Raw genomic sequence first — 14,012 nt, 5'->3', positions numbered from 1 at the left:
CTGTCGGCTAGCGGAAGAGAATCCGGCGGACGGGTCCGCGGGCCAGGGCGGGCACGAGTTTCAGTGCCTCCTCGGCGGCCTCGGTCAGTCCCGCGGCCCGGCTCTCGCGCTGCCGCTCCAGCGCGTCGGCGAGATCCGCCAGCTGTTCCGGCGTCAGACGGTCGAAGGACTGAGGTGGTTCGCCGCGCAGCTCGGTGGCGAGCCGTTCGCGCTGCTGCCGTGCTTCGGTGCCCACGTCGCCTCCCGGGGGACGGCTCTCGGCTGGATCCGGGTCCCGAGAGTGGCGCCGAATTGACTTTTAGTCAATACGGACGGAGTCGCGGGCCTCTTCGCCGTCCGGATCCGGTGCCGGGTCCTTCTTCTTGCCGACGGCGGGCAGGGTGATCAGCAGCACGGCCGCTCCGAGGAGTGCGCTGCCCGCGATCCAGCCCGCGCCGACGTGCATGGCATGGATGAACGCGTCGTCGGCGGCCCGGGCCAGAGTGGGCCGGTCGACAGCGGTGGCGACGTGGCGGGCCTGCTCGGCGGAGACTCGCGCCTGATCCCGCACCGGGCCGGGTGCGCCCTCCAGCGAGGGTTCGATCGCACGGCGGTACACGATCGACATGATCGTGCCGCCCACCGCGATGCCGATCACGCTGCCGGTCTGGCGCACGGTGTTGGTGACGGCCGATCCCGCACCGGCCTGTTCCAACGGCAGGTTGCTGAGCAGCGCGGCGGTGACCGGTCCGATCACCATGCCGATCGCGAGGCCCTGTACCAACAGCAGGATCTCGATCCAGACGAGCGGGGTGTGCAGTCCGAGGAACCCGTACCCGCCCATGGTCAGCGCGGCCACGGCCAGCGCCGGCACGGCGACCGGGCGCAGGGACAGACGGCGGACCAGGCGCGAGGCGAGGGGCGCCGCCACGAGGGCGCCGACTGCGGTCGGGACATTGGCCAGACCGGCCTTCATCGGAGAAAAGCCGAGCGCGCCCTGGAGATAGAAGGCGTTGTAGAACGTAATGGCGGCCACACCGAAGAGCAGCAGTCCGAGCGCCACATTGCCGCCACCGAATGTGCGGTGCGCGAGCAGACGCGGATCGAAGCTGGGCACCTTGACGCGCAATTCGACGAGTACGAAAACGGCCAGCAGGACAACACCGACGACAATCGGGCCCCAGACGTCGGTACGACTCCACGCCGCCACCTGTCCCGCCCGGATCAGCCCGTAGGCCAATGCCACGAGCCCGCTGATCGACAGCAGCATTCCGGCGGGGTCAAGTGGCCGCGGAGTGGGGCTGCGGAAATTCGGCACCAGCACGGCGAGCCCGACCAACGCCAATGCCGCGACCGGGACATTGATCAGAAAGACCGAGCCCCACCAGAAATGGTCGAGCAGGAACCCCGCGAGGACCGGTCCTGCGGCCATTCCGACCCCTGCCGACGTCGAGAAGATGCCGATCGCGGCAGCCCGCGCCGGGCCGGTGAAGGTCCACATGAGGATGGCCATCATGGCGGGCGTGATCAGTGCGCTGCCCACTCCCATCACGGCCCTGGCCACGATCAGCTGGCCCACACCGCTTGCGTACGCCGCCCACAACGAGGACCCGGCGAAGATCACAAGTCCGCCGAGGAACACAGTCCGGTGACCGAAGCGGTCGCCCAACGCGCCCGCGGTGAACATCAAGGTGGCGAAGGCCAGGGTGTACGCACCGGTCGCCCATTGCAGCTCACCGGGATCCGCCCCGAGCCCGCGGGCCGGGTCCGCGAGGGTTTCCAGCGTGGTGCTGAGGACAGTATTTTCCAGCCAGATAAGCAGGGAACACACCATGAGAGCGGCAAGAATCAACCGTTGCCTGGATTTCGGCAACGCGGGAGGCGGGGTCATGAACACCTTCGGATATCGATCGACGGGATCTCGAACGACTGGACCATAAGCAAACTCCACGACGCCGTCAAGCTTGGAGTTTCCCGCCAAAAGCGTTGCTTCCGAAGAGTCTTTATGCCCTCTGCATAATCTCCGCGGAATTTGCGGACTGATTGATTTTGTGCCCTACGGCGAAAAAGAAGAAGGTGTACGGGGGGGTCCCCGTACACCTTCCGCGCCGTGGTCCGGCGTCAGCCGTTAGTCGTCAGCCCTTGACGGCACCCGCCGCCAGGCCCGAGCCCAGCTTCCTGTGCACGATCACGAAGAAGATCATCACCGGCACGGTGACCAGCGTGGAGCTGGCCATGACCGGACCCCACGCCGTGGAGTTCTCACCGAAGAACTGGTAGATGCCCACGGCCGCCGTGTACTTGTCGCTGCCCTTCATGAACGTGTACGCGAAGACGAACTCGTTCCACGCCGTGATGAAGGCGAAGATCGAGGTGGCGACGAGACCCGGCGCGACCAGCGGGAGCAGCACCGACCAGAACATCCGCGGCCAGGACGCCCCGTCGATGTAGGCGGCCTCCTCGACTTCCTTGGGGACGGTGGCGACGAAGCCGCGCAGCGTCCAGATGGCGAAGGGCAGCGAGAGGGCGATGTAGACGATGCTCAGGCCGAGCAGGGAGTTGAGCATCTCGTAGTCCCGCATCTGGATGAAGAGCGGGATGACGAGGGCCTCCAGCGGCACCATCTGCACGATCAGGATCATGATCAGCACGGAGGTGCGGAAGCGGAACTTGAACCGTGCCACCGCGATGGCCGCGAAGAGCGAGAGCAGCCCGGCCGCGACGATCGTGGCGAGGCCGACGAGCGCCGAGTTCAGCAGGTACGTACCGAAGTTGCCCTTGTCGAAGACGAACTCGAAGTGTTCGAGGCTGATGCCGCTCGGCAGCACGTCCGAGCCGCGCAGGGTGGCCTTCGGGTCGAGCGCCGTGGAGATCATCCAGTAGACGGGGAAGAGCGTGAAGAGGAGGAGCCCGACGACCGCGGCCGGCAGGCCGATGCGTGCGGCGAGCGTGGTGCGGCGGTTGGTCACAGTTCCTCGTCCCCCTGCCGGAACAGTGTGCGGATGTAGACGACGGTGATGACGAGGAGCAGCACGGTGAGCAGGACCGCGGCCGCGGCGCCCGTGCCGTAGTCGTTCTTGGCGAAGGCCTGGATGTAGGAGAAGACGCCGAGGTTGTAGACGTCCTCGTTGGAGCCGTCGCCGCCGGGTTGCAGATAGACCTGGGTGAAGACCTTGAAGTCCCAGATGGTGGAGAGGATGGTCACCACGAGGAAGACGGGCTTGATGGTCGGCACGGTGATGTTCCAGAACCGCTGCCAGGCGTTGGCGCCGTCCAGCTCTCCCGCTTCGTAGAGCTCCTTGGGGATCGTCATGAGTCCCGCGAGGACGGTGATGGCGACGAACGGGAAGCCGTGGTGGATGACGTTGAGCGTGGCGATCGCGTAGAACGGGCCGCGCTCGGTGAACCAGTTGGTGGTCTCGGGGTCGATGAGGCCGACCGAGCCCGCGATCTGGCTGACCATGCCGTCCTGCGGCTGGAAGAGCCAGATCCAGACGTACGTGCCCGTCACCGCGGGCATCGCCCAGGCGGCGAGGATCGCGATGGAGCAGATCATCCGCCAGGTGGCGCCGAGCCGGTTGAGCAGCAGCGCCACAAGGGTGCCGAGCGCGACGGTGAGGCCGACGCAGGCGAAGGCGAAGAAGACGGTGTTGGGCAGGACCGTCTTCCACAGGAGGCTGCTGGAGAGCAGGTCGGTGTAGTGGTCGAAGCCGGTGAACGTCCCTGTGCCGCCGCCGAACTTGACCTCGTAGTCCTGCAGGGAGAGCTTGCCGACCTGGATCAGCGGCCAGAGCAGCAGGCCCGCGAGGACCACGAGGGAGGGTGCGAGGAGGAGCCAGGGACGGGTGAGGGTGATCAGTTTCTTGCGACGGAGAGCCGCCTCGGCCGCGCCGTCCGGCTGCCGGGGGGCGCGGCGGACCGGGGTCTCCGGTCCGTCGCTGACGAGCGTGTCTTTCACGGTAAGTCCTTCACAGTGCCGAACTCGCCCTTGCCTAGGCGCACGTGCCTACCCGTCCTTGCCTACTCGTCCTTGGCGAAGATGGCGTCCATGTCCTTGGCGGCCTTGTCCGCGGCTTCCTTGACGGACGCCTTGCCGGTGAGGATCGACTGGATCATGCCGGGGATGACCTTGGAGGCCTGGATCTCGCCGTACGCCTCGGTCTTGGGGACGGTCGCGCCGGCCTCCAGCATCTGCTTGGCGAACGGCTCGACCAGCGGGTCCTTCTTCGCCTCGATCTTCTTCAGCTCGGAGTTCTGGCCGGGGAAGTAGTTCGTCTGCTCGGCCCACTTGGCGGCGAACTCGCCGGTGGTCACCAGCTTCACGAACTCCCAGGCGAGGGCCTGCTTGTCGGTCTTGAACGTGGAGAGGTAGGAGCCGCCGAGGAAGGACTTGCTCATGCCGCCGTTCTGGCCCGGGATCGGGACGGCGGCGAGCTTGCCCTTGAGGTCGGGGTTCTCGTCGACGATGGCCTTCGGGGTCCAGTTGCCGCCGATGGCCATGGCGACCTCGCCCTTGTTCCAGGCGTCGCCGACCTCCTTCTCGGTCCAGGTGTTGACCTTGGCCGGGGAGACCTTGTCCTTGGTGGCGAGGCCGGTGTAGAACTCGATGCCCTTGACGGCCTCGGGCGAGTTGATGCCGGACTTCCACTTGCCGCCGGACTCGGTGGCCAGTTCACCGCCCGCGCCCCAGACGAAGGGGGCCGCGAACATCTCCGCGCCGCCCGCCACCGGGAAGGAGACGAGCTTCGGCTCCTTCTCCTTGAGCTTCTTGGCGGTCGCCCGGAGCTCCTGCCACGTGGTCGGGGCCTTCAGGCCGTGCTTCTCGAAGATGTCCTTGCGGTACACGATCGAGCGGACGCCCGCGTACCAGGGCATGCCGTACTGCTTGCCGTCGAGCGTGCCCGCGTCCTTGAGGCCCTCGACGAGGTCGTCGCCGAGACCCGACTTCTTCACCTCGTCGGTGACGTCGATGAGCGCGCCCGTCTTCGCGAACTGCGGCACCCAGGTGGTGCCGACCTCGGCGACGTCGGGCACCTGGTCCTCGCCGCCCTCGATGGCGGTCGTGAACTTCTTCTGCGCGGTGGCCCACTGCTGGTACTCGACCTTGATCTTGGCGCCGGTCTTCTTCTCGAAGGCGTCCCCGGCCTCCTTGAAGAACGGCCGCGCGTCGGGGTTGGTCCCCTCCATGATCCATACGGTGAGGGTCTTGCCCTTGCCGTCGGTGGCCTTGCCGCCCTCGTCGCCGTCATCGCCGCCGCATGCCGTGGCGGTCAGTCCGAGACTCATGGCGATACAACCAGCGGCGATGACACGTCGATTCATGCCGGCCCCTCCAGATTCCGATTGGTGGGAGCGATTGTGGTCACACCGGGTGGAGGCGGTCTAGACCCATTGGGATAAGCGGCCGAACCGTGATGAGGGTTGCGGGTGACGCAACATACGCTCATAGCATTGCGCCCCATGCAACGCTCTGGCCCCAGAACCGGGCGCGGACGCAACGACGCCCGCCCAGGTCCGGTCGGGGACGAGGCGGGCGTCGCTCAGTTCCGTACGCCGTTGTACGGGACGTATGAGGGGTCGTACGGCCGAAACCGTACGGGTCAGACCGTCAGGGAGCGGTCCGTCGGGCGGATCGGGGCGGGAAGATCACTCGCACCGGTGAGGAAGCGGTCCACACCGCGGGCGGCCGAGCGGCCCTCGGCGATCGCCCACACGATGAGCGACTGGCCGCGGCCCGCGTCACCGGCGACGAAGACACCGGGGACGTTCGTCTGGAAGTCGGCGTCGCGCGCGACGTTCCCGCGCTCGTCGAGCTCCAGGGCGAACTGGTCCACGAGGCCGTTCTCGCGGTCCGTGCCGGTGAAGCCCATCGCGAGGGTGACGAGCTGGGCGGGGATCTTCCGCTCGGTGCCCGGCTTCTGCGTCAGCTTGCCGTCGACGAACTCCACCTCGACGAGGTGCAGGAACTGGACGTTGCCGTCCTCGTCGCCCTCGAAGTGCGTGGTCGAGACGGAGTAGACCCGCTCGCCGCCCTCCTCGTGCGCGGAGGTGACCTTGTACAGCATCGGGAAGGTCGGCCACGGCTGGTGCGGGGCGCGGTCCTCGCCCGGCCGCGGCATGATCTCCAGCTGGGTCACAGAGGCCGCGCCCTGGCGGTGGGCGGTGCCCACGCAGTCCGCGCCGGTGTCGCCGCCGCCGATGACGACGACGTGCTTGCCCTCGGCGGACACGGGCGTGGTCACGTAGTCGCCCTCCTGGACCTTGTTGGCCAGGGGCAGGTACTCCATCGCCTGGTAGATCCCCTTGAGCTCGCGGCCGGGGACGGGCAGGTCGCGGGCGGTGGTGGCACCGGCGGCGATGACGACGGCGTCGTAGCGCCTGCGCAGCTTCGCCGCGTCGATGTCGCGGCCGATCTCCACGCCGGTGCGGAACTTGGTGCCCTCCGCGCGCATCTGCTCGATGCGGCGGTTGATGTGCCGCTTCTCCATCTTGAACTCGGGGATGCCGTAGCGCAGCAGTCCGCCGATGCGGTCGGCGCGCTCGTACACGGCGACCGTGTGGCCTGCCCGGGTCAGCTGCTGGGCGGCGGCCAGGCCCGCCGGGCCCGAGCCGATGACCGCGACGGTCTTGCCGGAGAGGCGCTCCGGGGCCTGGGGCGCGACGTCGCCGCGGTCCCAGGCCTGGTCGATGATCGAGACCTCGACGTTCTTGATGGTGACGGCGGGCTGGTTGATGCCGAGCACGCACGCCGACTCGCACGGGGCCGGGCACAGGCGGCCCGTGAACTCCGGAAAGTTGTTGGTGGCGTGCAGTCGCTCCTGCGCGGCCGACCAGTCCTCGCGGTAGGCGTAGTCGTTCCACTCCGGGATCAGGTTTCCGAGCGGGCAGCCGTTGTGGCAGAACGGGATGCCGCAGTCCATGCAGCGCGACGCCTGCTTGGAGATGATCGGCAGGAGGGAGCCGGGAACGTAGACCTCGTTCCAGTCGCGGACGCGCTCCTCGACCGGGCGGGTCCGCGCGACCTCGCGGCCATGGTTCAGAAAGCCCTTGGGATCAGCCATTGGTCGCCGCCTCCATCATCTTCTCGGTGATCTCGGTCTCGGAGAGACCCGCTCGCTCGGCGGCGTCCTTGGCGGCGAGCACTGCCTTGTACGTCCTGGGGATGATCCTGCTGAAGCGCTCCACGGCGGTGTCCCACTCGGCGAGCAGCTTCTCGGCGACGGTCGAGCCCGTCTCCTCCTGGTGGCGGCGCACGACGTCGTGCAGCCACTTCTTGTCGGTGTCGTCGAGCGGTTCGACGGCCGCGAGGTTCCCGGCGTTGACGTTGTCGCGGTCGAGGTCGATGACGTACGCGATGCCGCCGGACATGCCGGCCGCGAAGTTGCGGCCCGTCTCGCCGAGGACGACCGCGTGGCCGCCGGTCATGTACTCGCAGCCGTGGTCGCCCACGCCCTCGGAGACCACCGTCGCGCCGGAGTTGCGGACGCAGAAGCGCTCGCCGGTGCGGCCGCGCAGGAACAGCTCGCCGCCGGTCGCGCCGTACGCGATGGTGTTGCCCGCGATGGTCGAGTACTCGGCGAGGTGGTCGGCGCCGCGGTCCGGGCGGACGATGATGCGGCCGCCGGAGAGGCCCTTGCCGACGTAGTCGTTGGCGTCGCCCTCAAGGCGCAGCGTCACACCGCGCGGCACGAAGGCGCCGAAGGACTGGCCCGCCGAGCCGGTGAAGGTGATGTCGATGGTGTCGTCGGGCAGACCCGCGCCGCCGAACTTCTTCGTCACCTCGTGGCCGAGCATGGTGCCGACCGTGCGGTTGATGTTGCGGATGGCGACCTGCGCGCGGACCGGGTGGGCGTCCGTGGCGCTGTTCGCGGCGAGCGCGTCGGCGGCGAGCTTGATCAGCTCGTTGTCGAGCGCCTTCTCCAGGCCGTGGTCCTGGACCGTGATCTGGTGCCGGACGGCGCCCGCGGGCAGCGACGGCACGTGGAACAGCGGCTCCAGGTCGAGGCCCTGCGCCTTCCAGTGGCTGACGGCCTTGTCGGTGTCGAGCAGCTCGGCGTGGCCGACGGCCTCCTCGATGGAGCGGAAGCCGAGCTCGGCGAGGAGCTCGCGGACCTCTTCGGCGATGAACTCGAAGAAGTTGACGATGTACTCGGCCTTGCCGGAGAAGCGGTCGCGCAGCTCCGGGTTCTGCGTGGCGATGCCGACCGGGCAGGTGTCCAGGTGGCAGACGCGCATCATGACGCAGCCGGAGACGACGAGCGGCGCGGTCGCGAAACCGAACTCCTCGGCGCCGAGCAGCGCGGCGATGACGACGTCGCGGCCGGTCTTCAGCTGGCCGTCGGTCTGGACGACGATGCGGTCGCGCAGGCCGTTGAGCAGCAGGGTCTGCTGGGTCTCGGCGAGGCCGAGCTCCCAGGGGCCGCCCGCGTGCTTGAGGGAGGTCAGCGGGGAGGCGCCGGTGCCGCCGTCGTGGCCGGAGATGAGGACGACGTCCGCGTGGGCCTTCGACACACCGGCGGCCACGGTCCCGACGCCGACCTCGGAGACCAGCTTCACGTGGATGCGGGCCTGCGGGTTGGCGTTCTTGAGGTCGTGGATCAGCTGGGCGAGATCCTCGATGGAGTAGATGTCGTGGTGCGGCGGCGGCGAGATGAGGCCGACGCCGGGCGTCGAGTGCCGCGTCCTGGCGACCCACGGGTACACCTTGTGGCCGGGCAGCTGGCCGCCCTCGCCGGGCTTGGCGCCCTGCGCCATCTTGATCTGGATGTCGTCGGCGTTGACGAGGTACTCGCTGGTCACGCCGAAGCGGCCGGACGCCACCTGCTTGATGGAGGAGCGGCGCGCGGGGTCGTACAGGCGCTCGGCGTCCTCGCCGCCCTCACCGGTGTTGGACTTGCCGCCCAGCTGGTTCATGGCGATGGCGAGGGTCTCGTGCGCCTCCTTGGAGATGGAGCCGTACGACATGGCACCGGTGGAGAAGCGCTTGACGATCTCGGATGCGGGCTCGACCTCGTCGATGGAGATCGGCTGCCGGCCGCTCTTGAAGCCGAAGAGGCCGCGCAGCGTCATCAGGCGCTCGGACTGCTCGTTCACGCGGCCCGTGTACTGCTTGAAGATGTCGTAGCGGCGGTTGCGCGTCGAGTGCTGGAGGCGGAACACCGTCTCCGGGTCGAACAGGTGCGGCTCGCCCTCGCGGCGCCACTGGTACTCGCCGCCGATGTCGAGGGCGCGGTGCGCGGAGGGGATGCCGGAGGCCGGGTAGGCCTTGGCGTGCCGGGCGGCGACCTCCTGCGCGATGACGTCGAGGCCGGCGCCGCCGATCTTCGTGGTCGTGCCGCTGAAGTACCGCTCCACGAAGGCCTGGTCGAGACCGATGGCCTCGAAGACCTGGGCGCCGCGGTAGGAGGCGACGGTGGAGATGCCCATCTTGGACATGACCTTCAGGACGCCCTTGCCGAGGGCGTAGATCAGGTTGCGGATGGCCTGCTCGGGCTCGATGCCGGGCAGGAACGTTCCGGCGCGGACGAGGTCCTCGACGGACTCCATCGCCAGGTACGGGTTGACGGCCGCGGCGCCGTAGCCGATGAGGAGGGCCACGTGGTGGACCTCGCGGACGTCGCCCGCCTCGACCAGCAGGCCCACCTGGGTGCGCTGCTTGGTGCGGATGAGGTGGTGGTGGACGGCCGAGGTGAGCAGCAGCGAGGGGATCGGCGCGTGCTCGGCGTCGGAGTGCCGGTCGGAGAGCACGATCAGGCGGGCGCCGGCCTCGATGGCGGCGTCGGCCTCGGCGCAGATCTCGTCGATGCGGGCGGCGAGCGCGGTGCCGCCACCGCCGACGCGGTAGAGGCCGGAGAGCGTGGCGGCCTTCATGCCGGGCATGTCGCCGTCGGCGTTGATGTGGATGAGCTTGGCCAGCTCGTCGTTGTCGATCACCGGGAAGGGCAGGGTGACGCTGCGGCACGACGCGGCGGTCGGGTCGAGCAGGTTGCCCTGCGGGCCCAGCGAGCTGTGCAGCGAGGTGACGAGCTCTTCCCGGATGGCGTCCAGCGGCGGGTTGGTGACCTGCGCGAACAGCTGCGTGAAGTAGTCGAAGATGAGGCGCGGGCGCTCGGAGAGGGCCGCGATGGGGGTGTCCGTGCCCATGGAGCCGAGCGGTTCGCCGCCGGTCTTGGCCATCGGCGCGAGGATGATGCGCAGCTCTTCCTCGGTGTAGCCGAAGGTCTGCTGGCGGCGCGTGACGGAGGCGTGCGTGTGCACGATGTGCTCGCGCTCGGGCAGGTCGGACAGCTCGATCTCGCCGGCCTCCAGCCACTCCTGGTACGGCTTCTCGGCGGCGAGGGCGGCCTTGATCTCGTCGTCCTCGACGATGCGGTGCTCGGCGGTGTCGACGAGGAACATCCGGCCGGGCTGGAGGCGGCCCTTGCGGACGACCTTCGCGGGGTCGATGTCGAGGACGCCGACCTCGGAGCCGAGGACGACGAGGCCGTCGTCGGTGACCCAGTAGCGGCCGGGGCGCAGGCCGTTGCGGTCGAGGACCGCGCCGACCTGGGTGCCGTCGGTGAAGGTGACGCAGGCCGGGCCGTCCCAGGGCTCCATCATCGTGGAGTGGTACTGGTAGAAGGCGCGGCGTGCCGGGTCCATGGAGGCGTGGTTCTCCCAGGCCTCCGGGATCATCATCAGCACGGAGTGCGGCAGGGAGCGGCCGCCGAGGTGCAGGAGTTCGAGGACCTCGTCGAAGGACGCGGAGTCGGAGGCGTCCGGCGTACAGACGGGGAAGATCCGGTCCAGCTTCTCCTGGCTCCCGAAGAGGTCCGAGGCCAGCTGCGACTCGCGGGCGCGCATCCAGTTGCGGTTGCCCTTGACCGTGTTGATCTCGCCGTTGTGCGCGACGAAGCGGTACGGGTGTGCGAGCGGCCAGCTCGGGAACGTGTTCGTCGAGAAGCGGGAGTGGACGAGCGCGACGGCCGTGGCGAAGCGGCGGTCGGACAGGTCGGGGAAGAAGGGCTCCAGCTGGCCGGTGGTCAGCATGCCCTTGTAGACGATGGTGCGGGACGAGAGCGAGGGGAAGTACGTCCCGGCCTCGCGCTCGGCGCGCTTGCGGAGCAGGAACGCCTTGCGGTCCAGCTCGAGACCGGTGGTCTCGCCGTCGGCGACGAAGATCTGCCGGAAGACGGGCATCGTCGAGCGGGCGGTGGCGCCGAGCAGCTCGGGGGCGACGGGGACGTCGCGCCAGCCGAGGACGGTGAGGCCCTCTTCGGAGGCGATCGTCTCGATCTGTGAGACGGCTCCGTCGGTGGTGCCGGCGGTGTCCACGGGCAGGAAGGCGATGCCGACGGCGTAGGCACCGGCCGCGGGGAGCTGGAATCCGGCCACTTCGCGGAGGAAGGCGTCCGGGACCTGGAGCAGGATGCCCGCACCGTCACCCGAGTCCGGCTCGGAGCCGGTGGCGCCGCGGTGCTCGAGATTGCGCAGTACGGTCAGCGCCTGTTCGACCAGTTCATGGCTGGCCACACCGGTGAGGGTGGCCACGAAACCGACGCCGCAGGCGTCGTGTTCGTTGCGGGGGTCGTACAGCCCCTGGGGGGCGGGGCGACCGTCCATGGGCGACCAGGCGTGGGTACGCATCGGCACTCCCGTCGTCGTCGAGGCAACTACATGTGGCAAGGGACGACGTTGGCCCTGGCAAAATTTCGTGCAGATTACATGATGGAACGCTTCTCGAAAAGCGGATAGTTCATTCCATCATGTGGACACCGCTCGCGGAGGTGTGGAGCGGTTCGGAGGGGTACCCGCTCGTTCCGGAGGGGGACCCTCGGGACCATTGCGGACAGATCCATGACCGAAGGTCCGTAGCGACACAGGCCTCATTGCCCGCAGCGCTTACGGCTCATGCCCAGTGGTCACGGTGTCGAAACCGCCGAGTAACGGCTACTTATGCAAGGTCCCGCATAGACCTGCAGCGGCTCATCCTACGGCGGTACCGAACAAGCTGCCCAGGGCGTACGTCACACCGGCCGCCGCTCCACCGAGCGCGAGCTGCCGCAGACCGCTGAACCACCAGGACCTCGCGGTCACCTTGGCCACCACCGCGCCGCACGCGAAGAGCCCGATGAGCGCGAGCAGCAGGGCGGGCCACAGCACGGTGGCGCCGAGCAGATACGGCAGTACGGGGAGCAGGGCGCCCAGCGCGAAGGAGCCGAAGGACGACACCGCGGCGACGGCCGGCGAGGGCAGGTCGCCGGGGTCGATGCCGAGCTCCTCGCGGGCGTGGATCTCCAGGGCCTGCTCGGGGTCCTTGGAGAGCTGCCGGGCGACCTCGCGGGCCAGCTCAGGCTCGACGCCGCGCGACGCGTACAGCTCGGCGAGCTCCTTCTCCTCGTCCGCGGGGTGCTTGCGCAGCTCGCGCCGCTCCACGTCCAGCTCGGCCTCGACGAGCTCGCGCTGGGAGGCCACGGAGGTGTACTCACCGGCCGCCATGGAGAAGGCACCGGCGGCGAGCCCCGCCAGGCCGGTGATGACGATGGTCTCCCGCGAGACCGCGCCGCCCGCGACACCGGTCATCAGCGCGAGGTTGGAGACGAGTCCGTCCATCGCCCCGAAGACCGCCGGACGCAGCCAGCCACCGTTCACGTCGCGGTGGGTGTGGTTGTCGCGGTGCGCCTCGTGCAGCGTCGCCTCGGTCTCGATGATCGCCATGATGGACCCCCTCTTTCGTGCGTGGACGATCTCGAAAGTACGCGCGAAAAAAATCTCTCGCCAGCAAGGAAGGCCGTACTTACCTGCGAAAACGCGCCCTTCGAAGGCTCCTGCGGGAAGGCGGCGAAGGAGTGATCTGAGCCCGTACATGCTCGTGTGAGCACCCCGCGTGGCAGAGATGCACCAAGCAACCGCATCCAGCGGTTCACGCTCCGTACGCGGTCCGCGCGCAGCCGGCGGTCCGCACAAGGGAGGCTCGGCATGGCGTCCACCGCATGCGTTCCCTCGGTCCCGGCGCCCGGCGACGCCGACGACCTCCGCGAGCGGGCGCGCGGCGCCCTGCTCGGCCTCGCGGTCGGCGACGCGCTCGGCGCCCCCGCCGAGAACATGAAGCCGTCCGAGATCCGCCGCCGCTGGGGCCGCATCACGGGATACGTCGCCGAACACCCGGCCGGCACCGACGACACCGAGTACGCGATCTTCTCCGGGCTCCTGCTCGCCCGGCACGGCTCGGCACTGACGGTCGCCCACGTCGAGACGGCCTGGCACCAGTGGATCGCCGACCTCGACGAAGGCCCGTTCCGGGGCGCGGGCTTCAGCGAGCGCGGCACCCTGGAGAACCTGCGCAGGGGCCTCGCCGCCCCGATCTCCGCCCAGCACCGGCACGCGTGGAGCGACGGTCTCGCGATGCGGGCCGCGCCCTTCGGCGTCTTCGCGGCGGGCCGCCCGGACGAGGCGGCCCGCCTCGTCGCGATCGACGGCTCCGTCAGCCATGACGGCGAGGGCATCCACGGCGGCCGGGCGGTGGCGGCGGGCGTCGCGGCGGCCATGGTGGGAGCGCGCGTGGACGCCGTCGTGACGGCGGCTCTCTCCGTCATCCCGGACGACAGCTGGACGGCCCGCTCGCTGCGCCGCGCGGTGGCGGTCGCGCACCGCGGCGAGCGGGCGGTCCGTTCGGCGGTGGTCATCGGCGGCTACCCCTGGACGGACCTCGCGCCGGAGGCGGTGGGCCTCGCGTTCGGGGCGTACGCGGCGGCGCGAGGCGACTTCCGCTGCGCGGTGCTCACGGCGGTGAACATGGGCCGCGACGCCGACACGACGGCGGCGGTAGCGGGCGCCCTCGCAGGCGCGACGTGCGGCGCAGCGGCGATCCCCCAGCCCTGGTCCGCCGCGATCGGCCCGGCCCGCGGCACCTGCCTCCCTTCCATACGGGGCCACCACGTACTGGACGTGGCAGACCTGCTGACACCGAACGGGGAAACGTGATGAGTACCGTCCCCGCTGCGGGCAAGCCTGCCGCTCCCGCTGTGGGCAGGCGTTCCGCACGGCGATGGGGG

9 protein-coding genes are annotated in these 14,012 nt (G+C 69.3%); 1 reads left to right on the top strand and 8 read right to left on the bottom strand.

Translation table 11 applies throughout. The features are described from left to right. Positions 1–7 precede the first annotated feature (7 nt). From ACH4D5_RS27010 to ACH4D5_RS26975, 8 genes are all read right to left on the bottom strand, one after another. Positions 8–235 carry a hypothetical protein gene (locus ACH4D5_RS27010; protein WP_398307319.1) on the bottom strand — a complete coding sequence of 76 codons (228 nt, stop codon included), beginning with the start codon at positions 233–235 and terminating at the stop codon, positions 8–10. Positions 236–298: 63 nt separating this feature from the next. Beyond that, positions 299–1,870: an MFS transporter gene (locus tag ACH4D5_RS27005; RefSeq protein WP_398307317.1), complete on the bottom strand. Its 1,572-nt coding sequence runs from the start codon at positions 1,868–1,870 to the stop codon at positions 299–301. 244 nt (positions 1,871–2,114) lie between these two features. Next, positions 2,115–2,948, bottom strand: a complete 834-nt coding sequence (locus ACH4D5_RS27000; protein WP_398307315.1) for a carbohydrate ABC transporter permease — start codon at positions 2,946–2,948, stop codon at positions 2,115–2,117. After that, positions 2,945–3,937 carry a carbohydrate ABC transporter permease gene (locus tag ACH4D5_RS26995; protein WP_398307313.1) on the bottom strand — a complete coding sequence of 331 codons (993 nt, stop codon included), beginning with the start codon at positions 3,935–3,937 and terminating at the stop codon, positions 2,945–2,947. The genes ACH4D5_RS27000 and ACH4D5_RS26995 overlap by 4 nt, the downstream gene beginning before the upstream one ends. Positions 3,938–3,999: 62 nt before the next feature. Next, positions 4,000–5,301, bottom strand: a complete 1,302-nt coding sequence (locus tag ACH4D5_RS26990) for a sugar ABC transporter substrate-binding protein (RefSeq protein WP_398307311.1) — start codon at positions 5,299–5,301, stop codon at positions 4,000–4,002. A 278-nt stretch (positions 5,302–5,579) separates the two neighbouring features. Beyond that, on the bottom strand, positions 5,580–7,040 hold the full coding sequence (locus ACH4D5_RS26985; RefSeq protein ID WP_398307309.1) for a glutamate synthase subunit beta: 1,461 nt from the start codon (positions 7,038–7,040) through the stop codon (positions 5,580–5,582). Continuing rightward, positions 7,033–11,604 (bottom strand): glutamate synthase large subunit, encoded by a 4,572-nt coding sequence (gltB, locus tag ACH4D5_RS26980; RefSeq protein WP_398307308.1) that lies wholly within the window; start codon positions 11,602–11,604, stop codon positions 7,033–7,035. The genes ACH4D5_RS26985 and gltB overlap by 8 nt, the downstream gene beginning before the upstream one ends. 339 nt (positions 11,605–11,943) lie before the next feature. Continuing rightward, positions 11,944–12,675, bottom strand: a complete 732-nt coding sequence (locus ACH4D5_RS26975) for a VIT1/CCC1 transporter family protein (protein WP_398307306.1) — start codon at positions 12,673–12,675, stop codon at positions 11,944–11,946. A gap of 261 nt (positions 12,676–12,936) precedes the next feature. Here ACH4D5_RS26975 and ACH4D5_RS26970 point away from each other — a divergent pair, with 261 nt between their 5' ends. Then, positions 12,937–13,941 (top strand): ADP-ribosylglycohydrolase family protein, encoded by a 1,005-nt coding sequence (locus ACH4D5_RS26970; RefSeq protein ID WP_398307304.1) that lies wholly within the window; start codon positions 12,937–12,939, stop codon positions 13,939–13,941. Positions 13,942–14,012: the final 71 nt, after the last annotated feature.

This window comes from Streptomyces sp. NPDC018029 (assembly GCF_044327655.1).
In the GTDB taxonomy this organism is placed as follows: domain Bacteria; phylum Actinomycetota; class Actinomycetes; order Streptomycetales; family Streptomycetaceae; genus Streptomyces.
The sequence above is the reverse complement of the archived record's forward strand: the minus strand, read 5'-3'. Positions and strand labels throughout refer to the sequence as shown.

Bases quoted from the DNA above. Each gene is read 5' to 3' on its own strand.
- ACH4D5_RS27005 (WP_398307317.1), bottom strand. From the start codon at position 1,870: ATGACCCCGCCTCCCGCGTTGCCGAAATCCAGGCAACGGTTGATTCTT.
- ACH4D5_RS26990 (WP_398307311.1), bottom strand. From the start codon at position 5,301: ATGAATCGACGTGTCATCGCCGCTGGTTGTATCGCCATGAGTCTCGGA.
- ACH4D5_RS26985 (WP_398307309.1), bottom strand. From the start codon at position 7,040: ATGGCTGATCCCAAGGGCTTTCTGAACCATGGCCGCGAGGTCGCGCGG.
- gltB (WP_398307308.1), bottom strand. From the start codon at position 11,604: ATGCGTACCCACGCCTGGTCGCCCATGGACGGTCGCCCCGCCCCCCAG.
- ACH4D5_RS26975 (WP_398307306.1), bottom strand. From the start codon at position 12,675: ATGGCGATCATCGAGACCGAGGCGACGCTGCACGAGGCGCACCGCGAC.
- ACH4D5_RS26970 (WP_398307304.1), top strand. From the start codon at position 12,937: ATGGCGTCCACCGCATGCGTTCCCTCGGTCCCGGCGCCCGGCGACGCC.